We start from the raw sequence: 26,342 nt of genomic DNA on the forward strand, positions 1-26,342 counted from the left end.
TATGCTAAGATATATTTTAATTATCATTTGTCTCCTGCCAACAACTGTTTTAGGGCAAGACAGCTGGAATCAAGAGGGAGATTTAGAGGATTCTCAGGTCATTATTGAAAAAAACCGAAAGATTGATTTGCCGCGTATTAATAGGGATTTTAAGAAAGTACCAGAAATCAAGGTAAATCAATCTACCGTAGATGTTGAATTTAATTCTAAACAGTTTGTTCCGAATCTTAATAGCTTGGCACCTAGAATTAGAGTGCTGACCATTCAAGATGAGAAACTAGAAAAACTCTATGCGAATCAGCTTAAAATAGGAGGTGGAAATTATGGCGCATCCTATTTAGAAGGAAATTTTGCTAGTAAAAGGAGTAAAGATAAAAGCTATGGGTTAAATATTTATCATCAAAGTTTCGCAAATGGACCAATAGATAAGAGGAATTCTGGCTCTGGTTACCAAAGAGTGAATCCTTACGGGAAAATGATTTTTCAAAAAGCCGTTTTAAGTGCAGAAGCTTTTTATGAAAGACATAATAATTACCTGTATGGATATGATACCGCCTTGTATTCGGAGGTCGATCGAGATACTCTACAGCGAACTTTCCATACCATAGGAGCAAGTGTTTCATTAAAAGATCAAAACGAGTCGAGCCGATATCATTATACTATTGATGGGGATATTTATCAATTGTTCACCAATATCAATAATTCTGAATTCTCATTTGATTACAATATTAAAAATAAGGTTGATTTGAATGATGACTTCGCTCTATATCTTAATTCTGATGGATTTATAAGCAGTTTGAAATTCGATCTATTGGATTCGGCCCAAAGTAGAAACCTCTTAAGATTTAAAACTGGAGTAAAGTTCACAAGGGAGAAATTGAGAATAGGATTAGGCCTCAACATGGTTCATGAAAATGATACCTTAGAGGGAATGGGAAAACTCCATGTTTACCCTGATTTAAATATTAACTATGCACCATTTGATAAATTCAGTGTCTTTGCTGGTTTAAAAGGAGATGTGCGAGCAAACCGTTATAGGAATATGCTAATGGAAAATCCTTATCTAGATAATACAATAAATATATATAATACATTAATGCCTTTTCAGTTTTACGGAGGTGCAACTGGCTCACTAAGCAATTTCTTAGGGTATGAAGTTGGCTTCAGTGTAGCTTCGGTGCGACATAATTTTGGTTATGAAGCTATCTATAGTGAATCTCAAGGAGAGATCAGATACAGAACAAAATACTTTGATCAGAATAATACTGAAGCCAATGTGTATGCTGCACTGTCAACTGATATTGATAAATTGAGAATAAATATAAGGGGAGACTATTTTTATTATAATGTTGGAGATACTGAATTAATGCCATTTCGACCTAGTTTTATTCTAAAAGTCAATTCTGAATATTGGGTGGCAAATAAATTGAACATTGGATTAAATGCACATTTACAAGGTAGAATGAATAATGCAAACACTATCATGGAAGAAAATGCCAATTATTCCTTTAATGTTAATGAATCTATACCACCTATCTATGATTTAGGAATAAAATTAGGGTATCAGTTAAGCAATAGGAGTCAGGTTTTCTTACATGCTAATAACCTGATAGCCAATAAATACGAGTACTATTTGGGTTATCCTAACCGTGGCTTTCAAATTTTGGGTGGCTTCACATATTCATTTTAATGTTTTTAATATCAATATTTGCCATTATATTTGATTCTTATAGTTAAATCTACTTATAATTGAGTATTGATTTTATTGAAAAATAATAGTTTATTGATAAAGTATTATAATTTTTTAATACTTTTAAGCTAGAGTAAACCTTAAATTACCAGAATATGGCCAAGAAGGACAAAAAAGACGAGGAGTATAAAGACGAAAACTTACATAATGAGCCGGAACAAGATGATGAGGATTTCGGACTACCTGATTTAGATGATGATTCTGATTCCTCGGATTCAGATGAAGAAAGTTCGTCTTCAACAGAAGACTCAGAACAGGATAGTACTGAAACTTCAGATGAACTATTTACTATAGATCAGGATGATGAGTATGATCCAAATCCATTTGGAGATGACGATAAAGAGGGCGATGAGCTAGATGAGGAACCAGCGTCCACCTATACTCCACCTAAAAAACAATCCGCTGCACCTATCATTATTACATTATCTATTATTGTAATAATAGCTTGTGCATTGGTTTATTATTTCTTCCTGAGAGAGCCGGAAAAAGAACCAGTTGCTCAAGAACCAGTGAAAGACACTACTTCCTATGTAGTAGAAAAGCCAGTGGAGCCAGAGCCAGAAGTAATTGAACCTGAACCGGAGCCAACTGAAGGAGTTGTTAATACACTAAATTCAAGAACTGGTCGTTCATACGTTGTTGTAGGTAGTTTCTTTGATGAAGATTTAGCTAAAGACTATGCAGACAAGCTTACAAAAGATGGAACAAATGCTTATATAATTCCGCCTTTTGGAAAAAGTAAATTCAATAGAGTGGCTATTGAAGAAACTGAAAGCTTTGCTCAGGCTAGTACTAGAGCGACAGAATTATCAGGACAGTTTAAAGAGCAACCTTGGCCATTGAAATATTGATATTTAAAATATGACACTATTACAAGTTACCACTGTTGCAGATTCTGCAATGGTAAACGCTTCGGACAGTAGCGTTAATTTGTTCGACTTACTTTTAAAAGGGGGATATGTTATGATTCCCCTTTTGTTATTATCAGCTGCTGCAATTGCGATTTTTGTAGAACGGGTTTTAACAATTAAGAAATCTTCCAAAACACCTGCTGGTTTATTAAACCAAGTAAAATCATTGGTGACCGAAGGGAAAATTGATCAGGCAAAAATGATTTGCTCCCAAAATGAAACGCCTATTGCCAAGATGTTGGAAAAAGGGGTCTCAAGAATTGGAAGTCCTCTGAAGAATATAGAGGTTTCAATTGAGAATGTTGGAAAGGTTGAAATTTACCGATTAGAAAAGAATTTATCTTTATTGGCCACTATTTCTGGTGCTGCACCTATGATTGGTTTCTTAGGGACTGTTACCGGGATGATTCAAGCTTTTATTGCGATTGCACAAGAGGAAGGCTCCGTAAGTCCGAAATTACTCTCTGAGGGTATCTATGAAGCCATGATTACTACAGCGGTCGGTTTATCAGTTGGGATTATTGCTTACTTAGGCTATAATTATTTAGTAACGCAAGTTCAGAAGGTGATACACAAAATGGAATATACCTCTGTTGAGTTTATTGATTTACTTCAAGAATCTAAATAGGTAGTCATGTCAATGAAATCAAGACATAATGTTGATCCTGCTTTTAGCATGTCATCCATGACAGATATTATATTTCTGTTGTTGATTTTCTTTATGCTGACTTCTTCTTTTATTACCCCTTCAGGATTACCAGTTAATTTACCCTCCAGCAAGTCCACGAATATCGTAATGCAAAAAGTAAGTGTTACAATAACAAAAGACATGCTTTATTTCGTTAATGATAAAAGAGTGGCACCTGCTGATATAGAAACCGCTATTAAAAGAGAATTAAGGAATGCAGACGAAGGAGTTGTGGTTCTACATATAGACAAAAGTGTTCCCACGGAGCATTTAGTAAGGGTCGCAGGTATTGCTTCGTCTTTAAAAGCAAAAGTTTCGATTGCAGCACAACCGAATGAGTGATTATGCACATAGGGAAAAAAAGAATCGGATAATAGGAATATCCGTATCAGTTGGGCTTCATATTTTGTTGCTCCTGCTATTCCTATGGGTTACTGCCTGGAAGGAGCCTTATCCGCCATTACCAGAATACGGAATTGAATTGAATATGGGGATCGATAATAGCGGGTCAGGTAATGAGCCTGTTTCTGGCCAAGAAGCAGATGTAATTGAAGAGACTCCTACGGAAGAGGCGGAAGAATCAGTTGAAGAAGAAATAGAGGAAGCTACAGAATCGGATGCAAATGATGTGGTAGAAGAAGTCTCCGAACCTGCTGAAGAAGTGGTCGAAGAAGCTGTTACAGATGAGGATGCTCCCGTGAAAGTGGAGGAAACACCTACTGAAAAAGCTAAAGAAACTCCAAAGCAGGAAGAGAAGGAAGAGCAAAAGGAAGAACCAGAAGCCAATCCAAATGCATTATTTCCAGGTGAAAATGCTTCTCAGGGAGAAACTAATGATAAAAAAGGTGACCAAGGAAACCCAGAAGGTGAGCTTGATGCTGATGCCATGATGGGACCTCAAGGCGGGGGAAGTGGCAGTCAATTGGATATGTCAGGTTGGAAATGGGATTCTCCACCAAGACCAAATGATCCTACCCAGCAAAGTGGGAAAATAGTTTTTGAAATTAGGGTAGATAGTAATGGTGAAGTTATTTCTGTTAGAGCAATAGAAACAACAGTTTCTGCGGAGGTTGTAAAAATTTATCAAGATGAAGTGGCAAAATTATCTTTTAGCAGGACTTCGGGTGGGAAAACAGCGCCGCAATCCAAAGGAACTATCACATTTTTGATACGCTCAAATTAAACACTACAATCCTTATAAAATGACATATCAAGAAGCGGAAGCTTTTTTATTTGAACAATTACCCATGTTTCAAAGGGTAGGAGGCCCAGCCTATAAAAAGGATTTGCATAATACCTATGCTTTATTAGAAGCTTTAGGTAACCCTCATCTGAAAGGGAAATATATCCATGTTGCTGGCACAAATGGAAAGGGGAGCACGGCTTCTTTTTTAGCCTCCGTTTTGAAAGAATCAGGCTACAAAACAGGTCTCTATACATCTCCTCATCTTAAAAGTTTTACGGAAAGAATGAGGATAGATGGAATTCCAATTTCTAAAGAAGAAGTAATCCAATATGTGGAAAAATTTAAACCTATAATTGAAGAATTAAGACCTTCTTTTTTTGAACTGACCACAGCCATGGCCTTTGATTATTTTGCCAAAGAAGAAGTTGATATTGCTGTGATTGAAGTAGGTATGGGTGGAAGATTAGATTGCACTAATGTGATTCAAGCTGAAGTCTCCATTATCACTCAAATAGGATTGGATCATCAGCAATTTTTAGGAAATACTTTAGAAGAAATCACTAATGAAAAAGCAGGTATCATAAAGGAGAATGTACCTACAGTATGTTCAGTATCTGAAAATGAACTCAAGTTAATTATTAGAGAAGTAGCAGAGGCTAAAAATGCTCCATTTGTTGATAGCAAAGAAAGGTATAAGATTTCAATAACTGAAGAGTCAATTCCTAACTGGAAGATGATGGCGGAAAATCTTATAACATCAGAAAAAGTTGAATTTGAATCAGGGCTTTCTGCCAGCTATCAAATTCAAAATTTGTCAAGTGTTTTTAGTGCTCTAGATATTTTAAAAGAGAAAGGATACTCAATTACAAAGGAAAATATTAAAAATGGTTTAAGGAATGTAATTGTTAATTCTGGAATTAAGGGAAGGTGGCAGCGGATACCAAATGATAAATCTCAGGCTAAAATTATTGCTGATACTGGACACAATATTCCTGCTTTCGAGCATATCGTTAAGATGATAGAAAAAGAAGAATTTGAACAATTACATTTTGTTTTTGCAACAGTAAATGATAAAAAGCTAGAGGGTGTTTTAGAATTGCTCCCTAAAAATGCCAAATATTATTTCACACAAGCCAATATTCCACGAGCCTTGAATGCCAATGATTTGAAAGAAATAGCCTTTAAATATGGACTAAAGGGTGATTCATACTCAACGGTAGCCGAAGCATTTTCGAATGCACAAAAAAATGCTTCCGATAAGGACTTAATTTTTGTAGGAGGTTCTACCTTTGCAGTAGCTGAAATTCCCGATTTGTAAATATGAGTAGACAAAAGTTAAAGCGGTTTGAGGATTTAAGAAACCGTCATAATGTAATTGAGTACGATGATGATAGGTTTCCAACCATAAAGTCTAACTGGGGAAAGAAGATTTTCGGAAATTCAAATCCCATTAATTTAGAATTAGCCTGTGGTAGAGGTGAATATTCTATCGGTTTGGCTAAAGAGTTTCCAGATGAAAATTTTGTCGGGGTTGATATTAAAGGCGAGCGGTTATGGCAAGGAAGCACTAAAGCCCTAGATGGAGGCTTGGAAAATGTTGCTTTTGCCCGAAATTTCATACTAGATTTAGAGCAAATGTTTGCCCAAGGGGAAGTGAATGATATTTGGATTATCCATCCGGACCCAAGACCAAGAGATCGGGATGAAAAAAGAAGATTGACTTTTCATCGATTCCTCGATATATACAAAAGAATTCAAGGTGGAACTGGGAGAGTTTATTTCAAAACAGATAATACAGATCTATTCAATTGGACACTAAATGAAGTATTACCTTCCAGAGATGATATTAATGATTTGCATTTTACAGATGATTTGCATAATTCTGTATATTTAAAGGAACATTATGGAATAACTACTCGATACGAAAGAAAATTTTCGAAAGTGGGGGAGACCATAAAATATTTACGTTTTGAATGGAAAGCTTAAAAGATAAATTACAAAGCCCTGCATTTTTAATGTATGTGCTTTATTTTTTGACTGCCCTTGCATTAGTCCTGTTTTTAGAAAAAGGTACTTTCCTGCTTTGGCTTAACGAAAAGCATAACCCTTTTGGTGATGTGTTTTTTAGTTATATTACTCTTTTGGGTGAAGCACATATTTTCGTTATTGTTGGAGTTATTCTTTTATTATACAGGATTTATTATGCTATTTTATTGACACTGACTGGTATAATCCATTACGTCTTCGTCCAGTTTCTGAAAATTTTTGTTTTTAACAGTTACCGTCCTTCTCTAAAATTTGAAGAATCTTTATCATCATTTAACTTAGTAGAAGGGATTGAATTACATTCCCACTACAGTATGCCAAGTGGACACACTGCTGCAGCATTCGCCCTTGCTACCATCTTGATTCTTTTAACCAAGAATAAACTGTTGCAAGTGATTTATATGCTTTTGGCCATTTTAGTAGCTATATCAAGAGTCTATCTATTTCAGCATTTTATGGTAGATACTTTAGTAGGAGCCACCATTGGGCTTTTAGTTTCTGGAACAATTTGGTGGTATTTATCATACAAAAACCAGTCTATTCTATTTAGTGTCAATAGTTTGCACAAAGGTTTAATTTTTAATAGATGATTATAAACGGAGTTGAAATAGCACGAGGGGAAGAAAAAATAGTGGATGTTAACATAGCCCGTTTACCTTCTCACACTACAATTGATGTCTCCATTACTATTGCAAGATCCACCCAACCTGGCCCTGTTTTATTGTTAATGGGTGGTTTACATGGTGATGAGATTAATGGCTCAGAGATTGTAAGAAGGATGATTGAGAAGAATGATCATATTCCTAAGATTGGAACTGTTATTTGTATTCCAATAATTAACGTTTATGGATTCATTTATTTTTCTCGATATGTGCCAGATGGCAAAGATGTAAACAGGTCGTTCCCAGGAAATAAAAATGGCTCACTAGCTTCGAGAATGGCGAGTTTCTTGACTAAAGAAATTTTACCAATAATTGATTACGGTATAGATTTTCATACAGGTGGTGCTGATCGAACCAATTATCCCCAAGTTCGATGCATGATGAAAGATGAAAAAAATGTAGAGTTGGCGGAGGCATTTCATGCTCCTTTTACTTTAGACTCCAAGTTTCGGCCTAATTCATTACGACAAACAGCAAACAAATTTGGTAAAAATATTTTGGTTTATGAAGGGGGCGAATCCTCTCGTTTTGACGAATTTGCAATTCGGGAAGGAATAAAAGGTGCAAGAAGAATGATGCGGCATCTAGGAATGCGAGATGAAGCTGAAAAAGCAGATTATGAAAATTTAGTTATTAAAAACTCTTCATGGGTAAGAGCTAGAAGATCTGGCGTTTTTTTGTCGGCAGTAATATCAGGAGAGAAAATTAAGAAAAATCAATTGCTAGGGCACATTAATGACCCTTTTGGTGGATTTAAGAATAAAGTGACATCCACGGTTAATGGATATGTGATAGGGCTTAACCATAACCCAATTGTCCATGAAGGAGATGCATTAATGCATTTAGGAGTAATTAAGTAATATGTACGCAAAAATTTTCAAACCTTTTTTTGATCGAATAACTGCTTTGATTGCCCTGATTATTGCCAGTCCAATATTCGTGCTGGTTAGCTTTCTATTGGCCATTTTTCAAAGTGGTAAAGTCTTTTTTACACAAAAGCGTCCTGGTTTAAATGAGGAAATATTTTTGCTCATTAAATTTAAAACAATGCGTGATGATCAGGATGAAAATGGAGAACTCCTGCCTGATGAACAACGACTGACCTGGATCGGGAAAATAGTTAGAAAAACCAGTATGGATGAGATTCCTCAGCTATTGAATATCATAAAGGGGGATATGTCCTTCATTGGGCCAAGACCACTTTTGGTAGAATATTTACCGCTCTATAGTGAAGAGCAAAGGAAAAGGCATTTTGTAACTCCTGGTATTACGGGTTGGGCTCAAATAAATGGGAGAAATACCATAAGCTGGCAAAAGAAATTTGAATATGATGTTTGGTACGTGCAAAACCAATCTTTTTTGCTGGATATAAAAATTATCTTTATGACTGTCTTGAAGGTTTTCAAAGCAGAAGGGATTAGTGCCGAGGGTGTTGCTACCATGGAAAAGTTCAAAGGTGATTAATGTAAGAAAATTGCCATGTTTACGGTAATATTAATAATTCACAAGATTTTCATCTCCAATATTAAGTCTACTTTACCATCAAGTTATTTTCATTTTACTATCAAGTTTGAAGGATAGATTCAATTCAAAATAATGCTTTCTTAGAGAAGTAATATATCAAGTATCTAGGAAATGCAACAAAGCAGAACAGCTGTAATAGCTGATGATGACAAAGAAACCTTAAGGGATTTAGTAAGAATATTGGAGTCTGAAAATTTCAATGTGGCTTTGGCATTGGATACTCAGCATGCTATTCAATTAATTAACAGGCATCAACCATTGCTTATTATTTCTGAAATAGCTAATCAAAATTATGATGGTATTGGTCTCTTTAATTATCTCAAAAATGATGCGACCATTAAGGAAGTTGAACCTAGAATTATAGCTTTAACATCCAATAGCGAAGAACAATATGAAATTTTGAGCTATGAGTCAGGAATTGATTTTTTCTTGAGAAAACCATTACGGAAAAATGCCTTTAGAAAGAGATTGACAAAGTTTTTTGGTGAGGAAGAAAATGTTTTTCACTTAAAACCAATAGATGAATACGAAATCAGGGATTTATATTTTGATATTAAAAAGCACCTTCTCTTCAAACTACCTTCAAAGGATTTGATGCAAATCCAGTCAAAATCATTTGAGATATTATTGTTTCTTGCCCGATTTCCAAATAAAGTGTTTTCACGCGAACAAATTATGCAAGCCATTTGGGGGAATTCTTCCAAGGTAACTTTGCGTTCAGTTGACATCCATATCTTAAAGATTCGACAGTTGCTAGGGGAGGATTACATTAAGACAATCAAAGGTGTTGGATATTTGTTCAAGGATCAAAAATGAGTTTTGCGGATTCATTTTGTAACCAATCAGATTTGAATCAGTTGTTTTAATGTAAACAAATTAAAATTATGCAAAACATAGAAAATAAAACAGCACTAATAACAGGAGGTAGTAAAGGAATAGGATACGGAATAGCGGAAGCTTTATTAGCAAAAGGTGTTAATGTAGCCATCACTAGCAGAAGTCAAGATTCAGCAGATAAAGCTGCCGAATCCTTAGCCAAGAATGCTAAAGGTGAAGTACTTGGGCTTCAAGCGGATGTTCGTTCTTTTGAAAATCAGCAGACTTGTGTGAATGCAGTATTAGATAAATGGGGAAAGTTAGATATTGTTATTGCTAATGCAGGTTTAGGTCACTTTGCACCAATAGATGAAATGGAGATAGATAAGTGGAACGAAGTGATTGATACGAATCTAACAGGTGTATTTTATACTATTAAATCAAGTGTTGAAGCCTTGAAGAAAAATGGTGGCTATTTCTTCACTATTTCAAGTTTGGCAGGCACTAATTTCTTTCCATCAGGTTCAGCTTATAATGCAAGTAAATTCGGCTTGACTGGTTTCACTCAATCAGTTATGCTGGATTTAAGACAACATGGAATAAATGTTTCCACCATTATGCCTGGTTCAGTGGCAACTTATTTCAACGATCATGAACCAAATGAAAATGATTATTGGAAGATCCAAAAAGAAGATTTGGGTAAAATGGTAGTTGATTTATTGGAAATGAATCCAAGGACATTACCAAGCAAAATTGAGGTAAGGCCTAGTAGACCACCACAGAAAAAATAGTGTAAAGATTTTATATAAACGTAAAAAAGGTCAGCAGTTGCTGACCTTTTCTATTGTTACCCTTTATTAAACTCCAAATTAGTAAAGGTATTCTAAAGCTATTCTATCATAAGCGCCAAATTCGCCATCTTCATTAGCACTAAAACAAGCTAACATTAATGAATTTGGATCAATGTCAGTAGGAGTACCTGGAATATGCACAGCACCAACTCCAGCAGTACCTTCACTTCCGCCAGATCCACAAGAATACGAACGATTAAACCAGTCAGTATGACGTAGTCCAACAGAGTGACCCATTTCATGACCAATCACGTGTTCAACAACGTTTGTGTCGTACTGGCTAGTACCTGAATTAATTCTGATAAATTTGTTTGGAGCACCTCCACTTGGGAAGCCGGCACTACCACCGCCTCCACCGCTTACTCTATAGACAACCATATCATAAGGGTTATAGTTGGTACCAAAAGTTAGCGTGAATGTTAAGCCAGTGTTCAGAGCATTGTAATTATCCACAGCCCATTGCAAACCCGTTCTCATTTTTGAGTCCAAACCATTTGCATTATTTCCAGTATATCCAATCACATTGATAGTGCTATTTTGGCTTACAAGATTATTGGTTCGGTACTGTTCAGCAAATTTCCCTGTATGGAAAATTTCACTTTTTGACATTTCCTCCAATTGCTTCTCAGTAATTGTAATGTCTCCTTCTACAACATAGTGGAATCCTCTGTCACCAGTTAATGGATTCTGAAATTCCTCTCGATAGGTATCACTAGGATCGAACCCAAGATTTTTCAATTGATCTTTCACCTGGTCAGTGACTACATTGTTGTCGATTTTACTTGCCATTTCTTCATCTTGGCAAGAACTTAGTAATACTGTTGCGGCCATGAATGTAATTACATACATGACACCTTTTCTTAAATTTGTCATAACTTTGTTAGATTTTAGTTAGGTTTGCAACATATTATATTTATTCTAGAAAGAAAAAATATTACATTAGATAATTTGGTAAATATCAAAATTCTTAAAATAATTATTGGTAATATTAAATTTATGTTAATTAAAAACAACCAAAACCTAATAAGTTCCGCTCTTAAAAACGTAGTGAATACAAATGTGAATAGATGTATTTTCGCCTTTTATTTATATTTGCTTCTCTGCAATGTTAGCAAAACGACTGCTCAAAGTAGGTTCGTAGACAGTCTAAGCGCAATTATTGTCCAAAAAGTAGAATCTGTAAATAGTTTAAAACAGGGTGATTTTTATTTAATCCAATTTGAGAGATCATTAAGCAATTCTAATAAGGCTTTACATGACCATGCAATAGTAAAAAGGCTGAAAAATGATGCTGATATAATACATTTTGACTCTTTAAGTGATTTTGCTACTAAAATTCAATCTCAAATAAGGTCTATTTACCAGATCAATAATGATTGGAAGAAATCTTTAAATATAACAAATACTAAAAATGATTATCTGAGTGGTGATTACTGGCTAAGAATTACAAATGAGAATGATTGGCAGATTTTTGAAAAAAGTCAGTCTGGAATTAGTGCTATTTTACAATTTGACAACTTTGTTAAAGTCCGTCTTCGGAATGTTCAGCTTAAGCTTTTATTAAATAAAAGTTTTATTACTTACATCGAAAAAGCTGCTAAAGCGCGTGATAGTGAAGCTCGTGTACTAGACCTGAATTTAAATCCAAATAGAATAAATACAATTCAAGCCTATTACCCCGAACTAAATGGGAGTAGTGAGACAGTTAGCATCAAAGAGCCCTTCTACAATATTGATGATATTGATATATCAGGTAGATACATCACTTCTGATAGAGAAAGTGATTTTTCAGATTCACATGCCCTAGAAATGACTACAATTATTGCAGGAAATGGCAGTTCTTTTCTCACTGGACTAGGTGTTGCACCCTCAGTTTTTCATTCTTCGAGTTCTAATGAAACTATTGTACCTGACCCTATTTCGTATTTTGCAAGAAATAATATACAAACACAAAACCATTCATATGGTACCTTAATTGAGTCTTTCTATGGTGTTGCTGCTTCACTTTATGATCAACAAATATATAGTAATCCTGAAATCATTCATGTTTTTTCAGTGGGTAATTCAGGTCTACATATTTCTGATCATGGTCAATATATGAAGGTCTAAATGGCTTCTCAAACATTACAGGAAACTTTAAGCAAGCTAAGAATATACTGACCATTGGTGCAGTAGACACTAGCTTCAACACTATCGAACTCAATAGTAATGGCCCTGCTTTTGACGGTCGAATCAAGCCAGAATTAGTAGCGTATAGTATGACTGGTACTTCCAATTCCGCTGCCTTGGTCAGTGGTGTTTCCATTCTATTGAAGCAGGCCTATAGAAATGCCTATGAAGAGAATTTAAAGTCTTCATTGTTGAAGGCTTTGTTGATCAATAGTGCTGATGAAATTGGCAGTGTAGGGCCAGAACATAAAACCGGCTACGGAAGTCTTAATGCTCAGGGTGCTTTAGAACAGCTTGAAAAAGAGCTATTTATTCAAGGTGAGTTGATTGGAGATAATGACACGGGAATCAAAATTAAGGTGCCTGAAAATGCTGTAAACTTCAAGGCGACATTAGTTTGGACCGATCCTCCTGCACAAGCAAACGATGAATATGCCTTAGTAAATGATTTAAATCTTCAGATTAAAGATGGATCTGGAGAAGTAAAATTACCGTGGGTTCTGTCTGCTGCCCCAAATCCTAGCGACTTAAATAGTGCTGCTATCAAGGGAATTGATCATATCAATAATATTGAGCAAATCCATATCGAAAGAGTAGGAACAGATTCGATTGAATTCATAGTGAGCAGTGAAAATACGTTAACGAGTCCCCAGACTTTTGCAATTGCCTACAGCTGGGAGATCGAAGATCAGTTTGCATGGACCAGCCCGACTTTCAACGATAATATTCCATACAATGGGGAAACTGTTTCTCACATTAGATGGAAGAGTAGTTTTTCGTCTCAAATAACTGCTAAGCTATATTATAAACTAGTTTCAGAAGATCAGTGGGGATTGATTGAGGATAATATTTTAGTAGCTGATGAGCATTTCAGATGGGACCCAAAAATAGTAAATGATTTTGCGCAGCTAAAAATGATAATCGGAGATAAAAGCTACCTAAGTGACACTTTTTCGATTTCAAGCCCGCTTCGATTAAATGTAGGTTTTAATTGCAGTGATTCCTTATCATTTAACTGGCAGTCGGTAGAGAATGTGGATTATTATTCATTATTTAATTTTGCAGGAGATGAAATAAAAAATTTGATTAATACTAAAGATACCGCGATCACTGTTAGTAAATCCGACTTAGAAACCTCTTATTTGAAAGTACAAGCTTTTAAAAGAGGTAAACCACTGATTACTGGCGAGATAATAGATTACAGATTACAAAGTTCAAATTGTTTTCTTGAGTCGTATTTTGTAGAATCCATTCAAGGAGAAGGGATCTACCACAACTTGAATCTTTCCTCTTTGTCGGGAGTGGAGAAAGTGAGAATAGAAAAAAGGTCATCAAGTGACGAGGAATGGGAAAATTTAAAGGAATTTTCAGCTAGTAGTTTTAATATCGAATTTTTAGAAACTGATCCAGACAATGGGCTCAATACCTCAAGAGCAATAGTACTTTTTACGAATGGAGAGGAAGTCGTCAGTGAAATTCAATCTACTTATTATGTCAAATCTTCAGATTTCATCCTCTATCCAAATCCAATAGAAAAGGAAGTGGATTTGAAAGTATTTGCGAAAAATGCACTTCCTGAAGCATTTATTTCATTTTACAATTTACAAGGTCAGTTGATCTTAACAACTGCTATTCCTAATGATAGGAATTTTATTGACCTAGAGATTTTAAGTGCGGGAATGTATTTTTATAAGATTGTAGAAAACACTACTATAGTCTCCAGTGGTAAAATTTTAGTGCAATTTTGAGTGTTACCAGAAAGTTCGCTCCAATAACTTGCTAATTTAACCATTTATATAATTCCCGAAATTTTCATTGTTCTCATTAGCATTTTCCCGTAAACTCGTGAAATGAATAAATTTTTCTTCACACGCTTGCAATACGAATCAGGGGATTGGAATGTGGATCAACGGATGCCAAGCAATCTTCTGAATTCCCTAATTGAATATACTAATATACCGGTTGATACAAAAGAAAGGGTAGTCGCATTAAGCAGTGATGAAATATTTGAATGCCCATTTTGTTATCTCAGTGGTCATAAATTGGTGCAATTCACACAAGCTGAAAAAGAAAATTTTATTAAATATATAGATAATGGTGGCTTCATCTTTGTCGATGATTGCAATCATGATATTGATGGTCTTTTTTCAAAATCATTTGAAAGTCAGATGGCTGAAATATACGGAGAAGAAGGATTAAAGAAAATACCGAATGACCATCCGATCTATTTTAGCTTTTTTGAATTCGATGATGGACCACCCACCACTTCGCAAGAATTGAATGGTTGGGGAGATGATATTGTGCATGATTATTTAAAAGCTATTGAAAAAGACGGGAAAATAAGAGTGCTATATAGCAATAAAGATTATGGTTGCGAATGGGATTACGATTTCAGAAACAAAAGATGGCTGGCAGAAGACAATACTAAGTTTGGGGTGAATATAGTGGTGTATGCAATAGCCCCCTAACCCGCCAGCTGGCCGGGAATTGGTAGAAGCAAATATTGAATTAGGGTTGAAAAAGTTAGAAGTTAGAAGCTTGAAGTGGGAAGTATGGTTTGGTGCAGGATGTTGGATGTAGGGTGATTAGGTTAGTACCGAAGGTCAGACCATTTGGCTATTAGAAATATGGTTGAAATAGAAAGCTGTAAGCCAGAAAGGGTAGAAACAAGAGAAAAAAGTCCCGTAGGGAAGAACTTATGGTAGTAGAAACAAAAAACAGCAAAACCCAAGCCCCGTAGGGGTGACATTAAAGGAAAATGGAAGATATACAAAATACAGTTGCAAAGTTTAAAGATGCCCGAAAGGAGCTATCCAAGGCCATTATTGGTCAGGAGAATGTTGTAAGTGAAGTTTTTATGGCTTTGCTGGCGGATGGACATATATTGTTGGAAGGAGTTCCTGGATTAGGGAAAACGCTTTTGGTGCGTTCATTAGCCAAGGTATTGCAGTTAGATTTTCATAGGGTTCAATTTACACCTGATCTAATGCCTGCTGATATTATTGGTATGGAAGTTTTGGAAGAGGATAGAAGTACTGGAAAGCGCTTTTTTCAATTCAACAAAGGTCCGGTTTTTACCAATATTTTGCTAGCAGATGAAATTAATAGAACACCTCCAAAGACACAATCTGCATTATTGGAAGCTATGCAAGAGCGTGAAGTTACTTATGCTGGTAAAACCTATAAATTACCCGAGCCTTTCTTCCTTTTGGCTACTCAAAACCCTTTGGAGCAGTCAGGTACTTATCCTTTGCCAGAGGCACAGCTGGATCGATTTTTATTTTATACTGTCGTGCAATATCCTGCTGAGCAAGAGGAAGTTGACATCCTTCAGCTCACCACCGGCAATCAGAAAAATCAACTAAATCCTACTCTCACAGCTGAAGAAATTCTAAAAGCCAGAAGCTGGGTAAGGGATATTCATATTGATAAGGATTTATTGGTGAAGGTGAGTCAATTGGTGCGCTCTACTCGTCCACAAACTTCAGAAATAGAATTAGTAAAGCAATATGTAGATTGGGGGGCAGGCCCAAGAGCCGGGCAATCCATAGTATTAGCAGCTAAAGCCCATGCCTTTCTGGATGGCAGACTCTCCGTTATTCCAGTAGATATAAAAGCAGTGGCTTTGGCAGTACTTCGCCATAGAGTAGTATTGAATTTTGTGGCAAAAACGGAGAAATTCACAGTGGAAGAATTGATTCCGGAGCTTCTGAAGACTTTTAAATAGTGCCTATTAGCCAATAATTGAGAAACTTAATTATTTACTTGATAATCATAATCAAATGATAAACTTTGAATTCATATAAGTCCTGATGCAATCCATGAATCAATTATTTCAAATGCCTGACTTTGAGTCACTCAAAGCACTTCAATTGTATATAAAACATCACATTGAAGGGGTGATGATTGGTATGCATCAAAGTCCGAAAACAGGGTTTGGAATTGAATTTAAAGAATACAGAAACTATGTTCCCGGTGATTCCTTAAAGCAATTGGATTGGAAATATTTTGCACGCACTGATCATTACATGATAAAAGAAGCGGAAATGGAAAAGCAACATGATTTCATTTTCGTTTTGGATAAAAGTTTATCAATGAATTTTGAAATGGCAGGTGCCAGCAAATTTAATTGGTCACGCACGCTTATAGCTGCTTTGGCTTATTTAGCTAACAATCAACATGATAAATACTTTATCTACAATCAGGAGAACCCACCTTCTGATTTTGAATCTTTCCTTTTCAGATTAATTCAACTCAAAACAGAAGATGAAGCCAGTATCACAGATTTAAACCCCATTCAACAAATTCGAAATAAAAGCACCGTTTTTATCTTCACAGATGGATATTCAGATGAAGCTGAATTTCATAATCTATTAAAAAATTGGGCAGTGGCTTCTGAAGAAATCATGCTGGTTCATTTACTTTTCGAAAATGAAGAACAGCTCGATTTTAAAGGGCAATATTTCACTTTTAAAGATTTAGAAGGGCAGGGCAGTGTTCAAGTGAACACCGAAGAAGGCTTGGAAGATTACCAAGATAAAATTCATAACTGGAAAATGGGGATTCAAAAAGCTTGTGCTAAAAATGGAATTGCTTACTGGCAATTAAATGGGAGAAATTCCATCCAAAAAGCAATATTTGAGCTATTAAACCACTTTAATCATTCATGGGCATGAATTGGCTTAATCCTATAGCGCTCTGGGGTTTAACGGCTTTGGCGGTTCCAATTCTCATCCATTTATGGAGCAAGAATAAAACAAAGCAGATTGAATTTGGTAGCATCCGATTTTTGAGGGAAAGCAGCACTTTGCAATCCAAGAAAATCCAAATTTCAGAGATTCCTTTATTATTGGTTCGATTGATGATATTGATATTGGTCGTTTTACTAATGGCTAAATGGGTCAACTACCAAGAAGTAGAAAAGCAGAAAGCTTTATTGTTGGGAGCTGGCATTAAAGTACCAGAAGCCTATGCAAATGATGAAACCCCTGTTATTAGGACTTCTGAATTTAGCGATATATCTAATCAATGGCATTTATTGGAAGAACTTTCAGTGCAGCATCCCGAAATTGATTCCTTAATTTACATCAATGATTTTAAGGATACTGATTTTGTAGGAGCCATTCCAAAATTGGATTTTCATCTAGAGCTTATTTCTGCGATTCAAAAGCAGAAGTCAGAAGAAATATTGAGTTCGGACACTTTACTTATCCATTTTGCAGAGCTTTCGGAAACTCTTAAAGGAAAGTTTGATAAAGTATTGAAAGCAAACCAGTTATACACCAATGAGAAAGTGATTTTTAATAAAGCAAATAGGGAAGAAGCTCAATTAGTTTTTACTGCCTCACCACAGAAGCTGGATGCCAATCAAATTGTATTGAGTGACACTCTATCAAGCAATTATCAAATCCAGAGGAAGTACAAAAGCAGCAAGTTGTACTTAAATGAAAATTGGCTGAATAATCCATTGAATGAGGATGGGTTTATATTGATTGTTTCAGAGTTTATAGCGCAAGTCGTAGAACCTAATTATCAGTATTCTTCCTTTGAAATGCTGAATACCCAAAAATCAGTGGGAGTTGAAGAAGTTAAAGAAGCCAAAACTTTTGATGAGGAGCTTTTATGGCTGATTGTGTTGTTAATCCTTTTGGAAAGATATTTTAGTTATAGAAAAAAGCATGCATAAGGATTTTAAAAAATATTGGTTCAAGCTCAAAAAGCGATGTAACCTATTGCTTGTAGCATCTATAGTGATTCCACTTGTGGCAGGAGTTCTATTGCTTTTGTCAATTGCCAATATTTCACATCTAACTATTCCTTTGGCCTTTTGGGTGGTTTATACTGCATCAATAGCTAGTTTGCTTTTACTCTGGAATTCTACTTTAATTTGGGATAGCCAAAAGTTGATCCAGTTTCTGCATCAAAAATATCCTGAACTGGAATATAGCTTGTCCATTTTCTTCAAAAAGGACATTAATTCTTTGGAAAAATTACAGCAAACCAAAGTCTTTCAACAATTACCTGCTATTCAAAAAATAGCTTTCCCAATCTCTTTAAGGAGTTCGTTTATCTTGTTGATATTTAGTGGGTTATTATATACTGCTTCATTCAATTATCAAATGGAAAACCCTTCCAATAATCAGTTGACATCAACCGAAAATACGGCTGAAGTTAAAGTTGACAGTGCAAAAGGAAGTGGGACAAAAACTTTCCAATATCAACTTAGCGTCTATCCTCCGAGCTACACAGCTTTAAAAAGTTTTGAATGGCAAGCCGACAAGAAGATTCCTGAAGGAAGTCGATTGGTTTTTAAAAATCAGGGAAATATAAGTTTTGATTTGTTATGGCAAAATCAATATGAATTCAAGCTTACTGATAATCAATCCAAGACATTTGTTCTGAATCAGTCGGCTATTTTCCAGATTGATTATAGGCAAAAAGATAGTTTGATTTCCTTGAAGCCTGAAATACTGGAAGTGAAAAGAGATGAACCGCCAATTCTCTCCACTAATTTGAAGGAAAATAGATATGAGATCGAATGGGAAGATTTAGATAAGCATTTCAAATTGGATTTGAGCTTGGAAGACGATTACGGAATTGTTTCCGCTGACATTATCATGACTTTAAGCAGGGGAGAAGGTGAAGCAGTGAAGTTCCGTGAGATGAAACAAGCTTTGAGAAGCGTTTCCAATAAAGTTCAGCGTCAACTTAAGACTGTCAGCTTACCTTTGGATACTTTTTCACTAGAACCCGGTGACGAGCTTTATTTTTACTTTTCGGCCAAAGACAATAAAAAACCAAAGGCCAATAAGGGGAAGACGGATGTTTATTTTCTCTCTATTGCAGATACGGTGGAATCTGAGCCCGTAGAGTATGAAGGGTTCGCATTAACCAATGAAGCAGAGTATTTTAAGAGTCAGCGACAAATCATCATTGATACTGAAAAATTACTAGCAGATAAAAATCAAATAAGTCAGGAAGAATTTGAACAGAGAAGCAATTCTATAGGAGCAGACCAAAAATTGTTGAGGCTGCGTTATGGAGTTTTTTTGGGAGAAGAATATGAAACAACAGGCGGATTGGGGGAAGTGGACCATACAGGGCATGATCATGGTGCAATTGAAGGAGAGGATGAGCACGAAGGTCATGGTCATGAAGAACATGAATCTGAAAGTAATTTCTCAAATCCGATTTACAATGAAACGCCAGAGTTAGAAGCTTATGTGCACGCCCATGATGAATCTGAATTATCCACTTTCTTAGATGCTAATGTGAAAGCGAAGTTAAAAGCAGCGTTAACCAATATGTGGGAAGCGGAGCTCTACTTAAGAACTTATAAGCCAAGAGAAGCCCTTCCATTTGAATATGAAGCGCTCAAACTGATTAAGGAAGTAAAGAGAGCCTCGAGAATTTATGTAGAAAGAATGGGATTTGAGCCACCGCCAATTGATGAAGAGAAAAAACGACTAACGGGTGATTTAGATCAAATCGATGCGCAAACTACAGAGGATGAGTTGCAGGAGCAGACTTTTGAAGATAAATTGGTTATAACTTATAAAGAATTGAAATCAGCTTTTCAGCTTGAAGATATGAAGAAAGCCGAGGGCGAGGTTGATGATTTTGCAAATAATTTAGTAGCAAAAATAACGACTGATCCTGTTCGCTATGGAAGCTTATTGTCTTCAGTCAAACAGTTTCAAAATACGCAGTCAAGAGAAATGCTTAGATCCCTTTTGATTATAATGGAAGATATGTTGCCATTATCCCTATTGGATGACTCAAATGTAGATAAGAGCATGAAAACCTCTTTGCATAAAACTTATTACGACTTGCTGAATGAATGATTGGATGATAAATATCGGCTGGGAAAATAGTATTGAGGCTTGGCACATAGCGGTTCTTGCATTGGTTTTAATTCTAGTGTTATTATTAGAGGTCAAAAAAGAAAAGCCTCGAAAACCTTATAGAATAATCGCTTTGCTATTTGGTTTTATATCTCTGTATATCATATATTTATCGCCATATGTTTTAAGTGAAAAGCCTCAGAAATCAGTATTGCTTGTTAGTCAAGAAATATCCAAAACCAGCATCGATTCTCTACAAAATCAATACGGTTTGGAAGCCTTTCAACATCACTCAAGTTTTAGTTTTAAGCAAGTGGGAACTGAGCAACGGAGGGGATTGTCTGAACTCGATTTTCAGATTGATACCGCTTTTGTTTATGGCTATTTCCCACAGCTAAATCCAGCTCATTTTCAGGTACGAGAAGAAATTGAGATTAGAAAGGGGATTAAAATAGATTATCCGAAATCTGTTGCCTTAGGGGATAGTTTGCCTATAATGATTCAGAATCATAGTCCAAAAGAAGTTGAAGTAGTAGCTATTATTGGTAATGATAGCATATCAGAATCGATTACCAGTCTTGGAAGTAGTCGTATTTTAGTGCTTCCAAAGTCCTCAGGCTTCGTTTTATCAGAAATTAGTACAGACCATGAACAATATCACTTTGCTGTTAAAGTAGAGCCAGCTGAAGATCATGTAATTCAAATTCTTGCTGGCTCTCCTGATTTTGAATGGAAATTCTTGGTTGACTATTTGAAATCTAAAGAACATTCAGTCTATCAGAAAACTCAAATCTCAAAAGGAAAATATAAATCTGCTTTTATCAATTGGCATGATTCATTGCAATTCAATAGGGGAGTTGCCAATGATTTAAAAGTGCTATTTGCTGATGCAAAAGCTTGGGAAGATTTAGCACCAAATTTTAAAAATCAATACTTGAAAAAATTAAAGGAAAATGGAGGCAGTTTAATCTTTAGAACGAACCCGAATAGCCGAATTCAGCTTGATTTAGACAAGTCTAAATCTACTAATATTTTTAGTACAAGCGATAATTTACTTGAGCAAAATAATTATAACTTCCTACAGTTCAATAATCTATACCAATTAGATGAAGTGGCTCAAAACACTGTTTTTAGAAAAATAGATCCAGATTTGATTTATGGCATTATTAATTTTCAAGATAGCTATCTACTAAGTTTATCAGGAAAAAATGACCAATATGAACAAATTTGGAGTACTGTTTTCAATAATTTATTAAGGAATTCGACAGATGTATTTTATGATAAATCGGAATGGGCGGTGCAACATCATCCTTTCTTTTTTCGGCTTTGGTCGGAAGAACCCATAGAGAAGATTTTCATCTTCAATTTGAATAATGACACTATAAAGTTGAAAAGGAAATCTGATTTTATTTTTCCCGAAAGGCAACATTTCATGTTTTATCCTGAGGAGATCGGCTGGCATTTCATCACTTTTGAAAATCAGGAAGAAGCGATACCGTTTTATGTTCATTCTGAAGCGCTAGCTAATCATTCAGAATTCTTAGTTAATTACAAGCATGATTACTTAAATTATCTTAATTTTGAAACTTCAAATGCAGCAAAGAAGAAGACAAGCAATAATCAGGAAACTGTAACAATATGGCTCTTTTTTCTGTTTCTTTTGTGTATTGGTTATTTATGGATTGAAGATAAAATCACCTAAAATGAAGCTAAACTTTTTGATGCTATGCGTTGTATTTTTTACCACACCCGCTTTAGCTCAATTAAGCAGCGAACCGCAGGTTTTGCCCGAATCTGTAGGATTGAACCAGTCCATCGATTTACTTTCATCTTATATCCAACGGGAAAGCGTTTCGGGCAATGAAAAAGAAGCTGCCATCTTTCTTGAAGATTATATTTTAACTACAGATTTACACCTTAAGGTATTTTCTGATTTTTCTGATAATTACAATTTGGCTGCTTCTCTTTATCCCTTAGATAGTGAAAAACCGAATATAATTCTTCAGAGTCATATTGATGTAGTTCCTGTTGAAGATTTGGATGATTGGGAGCATGATCCTTATAGCGGGCATTTTGATGGGGAATATATCCATGGAAGAGGTGCATTAGATGCAAAAGGATTGGGAATTATGCAATTAAAAGCGTTGGAAGCCTTCCAACAAGATTATGACACCACTGATTTACCTTTTAATGTGACTGTATTATTCCTTTCTGCAGAAGAAACAGGTGGTGATAAAGGTGCTCGCTACCTAATGAAGAATTTTGAAAAGGAATTAAATGCGGTAGTAGTACTAGGAGAAGGAGGAGCTGGTTATCAGAATGTATTGAAGAACAAGCCTGAAAAGGTAGTTTTTGGAGTTTCAATAGCTGAAAAACAAAGTCTATGGCTACAATTAAAAATCAATAGCAATTCTGCAGGGCATGGTGCCACACCTTCAAAGGATTATGCTAATATTCAATTGATCAACAGTTTAAATAAATTGACCAATAGAAAGGTCTTGTTATTGTTTAATCGAAGTACTAGGCGAATGTTTAGAAGCTTGGGAAGAGCTGAAGGAGGAATCAGGGGCTTCTTTATTCGAAATATTAATTGGTCTATTTTGGCTCCCTTTGTGCGCAAACAAATTGAAAGAGAGCCTTTCCTGTCCTCTTTGCTAACTAATACAGTAACAGTTACTAATATTTACAATCCACCAGGCCCCCCCAACCAAATTAGTAATTCTGCTACAGCCGTTTTGGATTGCAGACTAGTTCCTGGAACATCATCCAAAAGTTTTATTCGCTATATTGAAAGAAAATTAGATAATGACAATATTAAAGTTTCGGTTCTTTCGGAAAGCCCAGAGGCGCAACCATCACGCTTGAACAAATTTTACAGAGCATTAGAAGATGCCATTGCCATTAGTTATCCAGACGCTGAAACAATTCCATTTTTATTTCCAGCAACAAGTGACAATAGTCTGTTTCGTTCTTACGATATTCCTTCTTACGGCTTGATTCCTTCAGTAGTGACAGAACGGGATATCAATAGCATTCATAGCAATAATGAGAGAATAAGTTTGGATGTATTCAAGTCTGGAATAGTTATTTATTATAACTTTTTGAAAGAAATCCAGTTGAAAGAACCATTTTCCTTATTTGGTAATGACGATGACGAATCAGAATAGAAATGAAAAAATCTAGAATATTTTTACTTATTGCAATCCTCTTCATGCTGATTGTGTTTTATGTGGTTTATGATATGTCCACCAAAACTAAATTTAGGAAGTTCGGTTCTGACACCGAAGAAAACAAATCTGTTAAAGATAGTGTTAAGCAAAAAGATCCAATGGAAGTTGAAATCAGAAGGTAACAAGTGGTATATGAGCGAATCTGGCAAGAAAATAGACATTGATAAAATCGATTTGGAAAAAATGAAGGAGGGCACTTCTGATAAGCCTGGGACTATCGCCTTTCCCCATCATTCTGGTAGTGCCATCATTAAACCTACTGATAGAGGTAAAATAAAAGGTCGTGCTGTTTCCGCTATGCATGAGCAGACCGATAGGCAAATGACTCAGCTCTATGAGCAAATGCAATTGTTGGCAAAGCAAGCCAACGACCTCAAAAGCCGAGTAGAAATTTCTGAACGCATCTATTTAGCGAAAATCAATTTTGAACCACTGATTAATCATACTTATTACATGTATGAAGGTGCATACGGAAAAGACGTCTTGTCTTTAATTGCACCAGGAGAGTGGGGTAGAAGCCAGAAAAGTATGAAGTATTTAGCAACTGTAAAGTTGTTGGCTGATCATACTTGGGAGGTAATTGAGAAAGCCCCCTAGCCCCCAAAGAGGGAACATAGCCCAGAACTGGCTGAGCATTTTAATTTGATATGATTTTTTTCAAAAACTTAACTAAAGTTTAGAAAAATGAATGATGAAATTGGAGATTACTTCTCATTCTATTCCGTACGTTATATCCCCTTTGGGGACTAGAGGGCTTTTTCAGTAACTTTTGTTACCTTTCTTTATTTCTACCATTCGTATATTAAAGTGAATCAATCATACAATTGAGCATGAAAACTTTAGGACTAATTGGTGGAACTTCCTGGCATGCCACTGTAGAATATTATAGCCAAATCAATCAGAAAGTTGGAGAAGTAATTGGCAAACAAGCTAATCCTGAACTAATTATTTACAGCATTAATATAGAGTTAATGCGAGAGCAGAATAAAGAAAAAATTCAGAAGAAATATCTTGAAGTCTGCAAGAAACTGCAAGAAGCAGGGGCAGATGGTATCATAATTTGTGCCAATACGCCTCATATGATTTACGATTATGTGCAGCCTAAAATTGATGCTCCTATACTTCATATCGGCATTGCAACCGGTAGGGCAGCACAGGATGCTGATCTCAAAACTTTGGGTTTACTGGGTAATAAACCGACCATGAAAGGCAAATTTATCTCCTCAGTATTAGAAAATGATTTTGGGATGAAAGTCATAATTCCAGAAGGTGACGATTTAGATCAATCTCATCATTATGTATCTAAAGAATTAACACAAGGTATATTTTCTGAACAGGCTAAAGCATTTTATCTAGACCAAATAAAGGAATTGAAAAGGAAAGGTGCAGATGGAATCATTCTAGGTTGTACGGAATTACCGATTTTACTAAAAGGAATTAAAGCTGATTTGCCACTATTGGCCACTACTGATTTACATATTGAAATGGCCGTTAATTTTATTCTAGAAAACAATTTATAGAACAAAGATTTTAACAAAAGGCGAATGATGGAGTTACCTACTAAAATCTACACATGGAAACACAACAGGCGCTTCAAATCAAACCACCAAATTTTAAAACGCATATATTTACAAAGGAGTACGAATCTCCATATCAAGAGTCCCAAATTTGGGATTGGCTAAATGATCCTAAAACATTTGTTGATAATCAGACCTGGCCATTTCGGGTTGAGTTTTTACTTAATGACAAACAACAACATGAATTCGAGACTGGGGTCTTAACTACGCATCATGGCCCATTGCTTTCTTTGGCAGGCCAAGTAGGAGAGATCACTCCACATTATCGCGATCTTCTATATTATTACGGCAGCTATGTATTCTCCTTTCGGATTGTCCGTCCTTTCAGGCTTGAATTTTGGACAGAAGATAATGGTGAAAAGCGGATCGTCAAAATGCAGTTAAGTAGTTTCGTAGCGCCATCGTTTTACTCTATATGGAATTGGGGACAAAATATTTTTTGGGGACGCTTTGGTAGATGGATGAATAGAAATATCAAAAAAAGAATTAAGTGAGTTTAATTAATCCAGAAGATAACTTCAAGGAAATAAAATCTACGCTTTTAAATGTACTCAACAGAGCAGGAAATGATAGTCATTCGGCATTTCGATTTATTATATTAAACACGATTTCTGATGGTTATCCAAACTCGCGCTATGTAGTGCTTAGAAAATTCAAAATTGATACTCAGGAGCTTTTTATTTATACTGATTCAAGATCGAATAAAATAAAGGAGCTTAAAGAAAATCCTTTGGTTTCGGTTTTAGCATATGATGAGCAAAAGAAGTGTCAAATTAAATTAAAAGGTAAAATCAGTATTCATCATCAAGATCAAGTAGCCAAAGAGCATTGGGGTACCTTATTAGGTGGAAAAGAATCCTATAATACCCAAGGACAGCCAGGTAAAAAAGTTAATTCCCTGGAAGATGCAAATCAAATAAAAAATGAATATGATGATAAATATTTTGCTGTCCTAGCTTTAGAAGTACGACAAGCTGAAGTCCTTCAGCTGAATAAAGATGGTCACATTAGGATTTTATTTGATTTTGAAAAAGATAGAGCTAGCTATTTGGTGCCTTAGAATGCTTAATTTTTATATGATTAAGCAA

The 26,342-nt window shown here is 35.5% G+C and carries 27 protein-coding genes; 26 read left to right on the top strand and 1 reads right to left on the bottom strand.

Translation table 11 applies throughout. The features are described from left to right. Position 1: 1 nt before the first annotated feature. The 12 genes from FTRAC_RS01635 (at position 2) to FTRAC_RS01690 (ending at position 10,374) form a co-directional block, all read left to right on the top strand. Positions 2–1,690: a hypothetical protein gene (locus tag FTRAC_RS01635; RefSeq protein ID WP_013452485.1), complete on the top strand. Its 1,689-nt coding sequence runs from the start codon at positions 2–4 to the stop codon at positions 1,688–1,690. A gap of 155 nt (positions 1,691–1,845) precedes the next feature. After that, entirely contained in the window at positions 1,846–2,601 is a 756-nt protein-coding gene (locus FTRAC_RS01640; RefSeq protein WP_013452486.1) for an SPOR domain-containing protein, read from the top strand. A gap of 10 nt (positions 2,602–2,611) precedes the next feature. After that, positions 2,612–3,289, top strand: a complete 678-nt coding sequence (locus FTRAC_RS01645) for a MotA/TolQ/ExbB proton channel family protein (protein ID WP_013452487.1) — start codon at positions 2,612–2,614, stop codon at positions 3,287–3,289. Positions 3,290–3,295: 6 nt separating this feature from the next. Next, positions 3,296–3,691: an ExbD/TolR family protein gene (locus tag FTRAC_RS01650; RefSeq protein ID WP_013452488.1), complete on the top strand. Its 396-nt coding sequence runs from the start codon at positions 3,296–3,298 to the stop codon at positions 3,689–3,691. Beyond that, positions 3,684–4,532, top strand: coding sequence for a hypothetical protein (locus FTRAC_RS01655; RefSeq protein WP_013452489.1), 849 nt, complete (start codon positions 3,684–3,686; stop codon positions 4,530–4,532). Before FTRAC_RS01650 ends, FTRAC_RS01655 begins: the two co-directional genes overlap by 8 nt. 19 nt (positions 4,533–4,551) lie before the next feature. Beyond that, positions 4,552–5,853 (top strand): bifunctional folylpolyglutamate synthase/dihydrofolate synthase, encoded by a 1,302-nt coding sequence (locus FTRAC_RS01660; RefSeq protein WP_013452490.1) that lies wholly within the window; start codon positions 4,552–4,554, stop codon positions 5,851–5,853. 2 nt (positions 5,854–5,855) lie between these two features. Beyond that, complete coding sequence (gene trmB, locus FTRAC_RS01665) at positions 5,856–6,521, top strand: tRNA (guanosine(46)-N7)-methyltransferase TrmB (protein WP_013452491.1); 666 nt, start codon at positions 5,856–5,858, stop codon at positions 6,519–6,521. Continuing rightward, positions 6,509–7,171: a phosphatase PAP2 family protein gene (locus FTRAC_RS01670; RefSeq protein ID WP_013452492.1), complete on the top strand. Its 663-nt coding sequence runs from the start codon at positions 6,509–6,511 to the stop codon at positions 7,169–7,171. The genes trmB and FTRAC_RS01670 overlap by 13 nt, the downstream gene beginning before the upstream one ends. After that, complete coding sequence (locus FTRAC_RS01675) at positions 7,168–8,103, top strand: succinylglutamate desuccinylase/aspartoacylase family protein (RefSeq protein ID WP_013452493.1); 936 nt, start codon at positions 7,168–7,170, stop codon at positions 8,101–8,103. Before FTRAC_RS01670 ends, FTRAC_RS01675 begins: the two co-directional genes overlap by 4 nt. Before the next feature lies 1 nt (position 8,104). Next, the gene (locus FTRAC_RS01680; protein ID WP_013452494.1) at positions 8,105–8,707 is read left to right on the top strand and encodes a sugar transferase; all 603 of its coding nucleotides are present in this window, start codon (positions 8,105–8,107) and stop codon (positions 8,705–8,707) included. Between the two features lie 171 nt (positions 8,708–8,878). After that, positions 8,879–9,583: a response regulator transcription factor gene (locus FTRAC_RS01685; RefSeq protein ID WP_013452495.1), complete on the top strand. Its 705-nt coding sequence runs from the start codon at positions 8,879–8,881 to the stop codon at positions 9,581–9,583. Between the two features lie 68 nt (positions 9,584–9,651). Then, the gene (locus FTRAC_RS01690; protein WP_013452496.1) at positions 9,652–10,374 is read left to right on the top strand and encodes an SDR family oxidoreductase; all 723 of its coding nucleotides are present in this window, start codon (positions 9,652–9,654) and stop codon (positions 10,372–10,374) included. A 78-nt stretch (positions 10,375–10,452) separates the two neighbouring features. Here the strand turns inward: FTRAC_RS01690 and FTRAC_RS01695 are convergent, their stop codons facing one another. Beyond that, positions 10,453–11,307 (bottom strand): M57 family metalloprotease, encoded by an 855-nt coding sequence (locus FTRAC_RS01695; protein WP_013452497.1) that lies wholly within the window; start codon positions 11,305–11,307, stop codon positions 10,453–10,455. A 24-nt stretch (positions 11,308–11,331) separates the two neighbouring features. Between FTRAC_RS01695 and FTRAC_RS20070 the strand changes: the two genes are divergently transcribed. The 14 genes from FTRAC_RS20070 (at position 11,332) to FTRAC_RS01765 (ending at position 26,314) form a co-directional block, all read left to right on the top strand. Then, complete coding sequence (locus FTRAC_RS20070) at positions 11,332–12,543, top strand: S8 family serine peptidase (protein ID WP_041649403.1); 1,212 nt, start codon at positions 11,332–11,334, stop codon at positions 12,541–12,543. 14 nt (positions 12,544–12,557) lie between these two features. Further along, positions 12,558–14,351: a S8 family peptidase gene (locus FTRAC_RS20075; protein ID WP_262492811.1), complete on the top strand. Its 1,794-nt coding sequence runs from the start codon at positions 12,558–12,560 to the stop codon at positions 14,349–14,351. 102 nt (positions 14,352–14,453) lie between these two features. Then, the gene (locus FTRAC_RS01710) at positions 14,454–15,071 is read left to right on the top strand and encodes a DUF4159 domain-containing protein (RefSeq protein WP_013452498.1); all 618 of its coding nucleotides are present in this window, start codon (positions 14,454–14,456) and stop codon (positions 15,069–15,071) included. Between the two features lie 290 nt (positions 15,072–15,361). Next, on the top strand, positions 15,362–16,330 hold the full coding sequence (locus tag FTRAC_RS01715; protein ID WP_013452499.1) for an AAA family ATPase: 969 nt from the start codon (positions 15,362–15,364) through the stop codon (positions 16,328–16,330). A 94-nt stretch (positions 16,331–16,424) separates the two neighbouring features. After that, positions 16,425–17,279 (top strand): DUF58 domain-containing protein, encoded by an 855-nt coding sequence (locus FTRAC_RS19060; RefSeq protein WP_049783992.1) that lies wholly within the window; start codon positions 16,425–16,427, stop codon positions 17,277–17,279. Beyond that, positions 17,276–18,289 carry a BatA domain-containing protein gene (locus FTRAC_RS01725; protein ID WP_013452501.1) on the top strand — a complete coding sequence of 338 codons (1,014 nt, stop codon included), beginning with the start codon at positions 17,276–17,278 and terminating at the stop codon, positions 18,287–18,289. The genes FTRAC_RS19060 and FTRAC_RS01725 overlap by 4 nt, the downstream gene beginning before the upstream one ends. Continuing rightward, positions 18,282–20,447: a hypothetical protein gene (locus FTRAC_RS01730; protein WP_041649407.1), complete on the top strand. Its 2,166-nt coding sequence runs from the start codon at positions 18,282–18,284 to the stop codon at positions 20,445–20,447. Before FTRAC_RS01725 ends, FTRAC_RS01730 begins: the two co-directional genes overlap by 8 nt. Positions 20,448–20,451: 4 nt before the next feature. Continuing rightward, the gene (locus tag FTRAC_RS01735) at positions 20,452–22,149 is read left to right on the top strand and encodes a hypothetical protein (protein ID WP_148230026.1); all 1,698 of its coding nucleotides are present in this window, start codon (positions 20,452–20,454) and stop codon (positions 22,147–22,149) included. A gap of 1 nt (position 22,150) precedes the next feature. Continuing rightward, positions 22,151–23,614, top strand: a complete 1,464-nt coding sequence (locus tag FTRAC_RS01740) for a M20 family metallopeptidase (RefSeq protein ID WP_013452504.1) — start codon at positions 22,151–22,153, stop codon at positions 23,612–23,614. Positions 23,615–23,616: 2 nt separating this feature from the next. Continuing rightward, complete coding sequence (locus FTRAC_RS01745; RefSeq protein WP_013452505.1) at positions 23,617–23,799, top strand: hypothetical protein; 183 nt, start codon at positions 23,617–23,619, stop codon at positions 23,797–23,799. A 10-nt stretch (positions 23,800–23,809) separates the two neighbouring features. Next, positions 23,810–24,274 carry a DUF2452 domain-containing protein gene (locus tag FTRAC_RS01750; RefSeq protein ID WP_013452506.1) on the top strand — a complete coding sequence of 155 codons (465 nt, stop codon included), beginning with the start codon at positions 23,810–23,812 and terminating at the stop codon, positions 24,272–24,274. Positions 24,275–24,507: 233 nt separating this feature from the next. After that, positions 24,508–25,197: an aspartate/glutamate racemase family protein gene (locus FTRAC_RS01755; protein WP_013452507.1), complete on the top strand. Its 690-nt coding sequence runs from the start codon at positions 24,508–24,510 to the stop codon at positions 25,195–25,197. Positions 25,198–25,250: 53 nt separating this feature from the next. After that, the gene (locus tag FTRAC_RS01760; RefSeq protein ID WP_013452508.1) at positions 25,251–25,748 is read left to right on the top strand and encodes a hypothetical protein; all 498 of its coding nucleotides are present in this window, start codon (positions 25,251–25,253) and stop codon (positions 25,746–25,748) included. Then, positions 25,745–26,314: a pyridoxamine 5'-phosphate oxidase family protein gene (locus FTRAC_RS01765; protein ID WP_013452509.1), complete on the top strand. Its 570-nt coding sequence runs from the start codon at positions 25,745–25,747 to the stop codon at positions 26,312–26,314. The genes FTRAC_RS01760 and FTRAC_RS01765 overlap by 4 nt, the downstream gene beginning before the upstream one ends. Positions 26,315–26,342: the final 28 nt, after the last annotated feature.

Origin of the sequence: Marivirga tractuosa DSM 4126 (genome assembly GCF_000183425.1) — a bacterium.
Classification (GTDB): domain Bacteria; phylum Bacteroidota; class Bacteroidia; order Cytophagales; family Cyclobacteriaceae; genus Marivirga; species Marivirga tractuosa.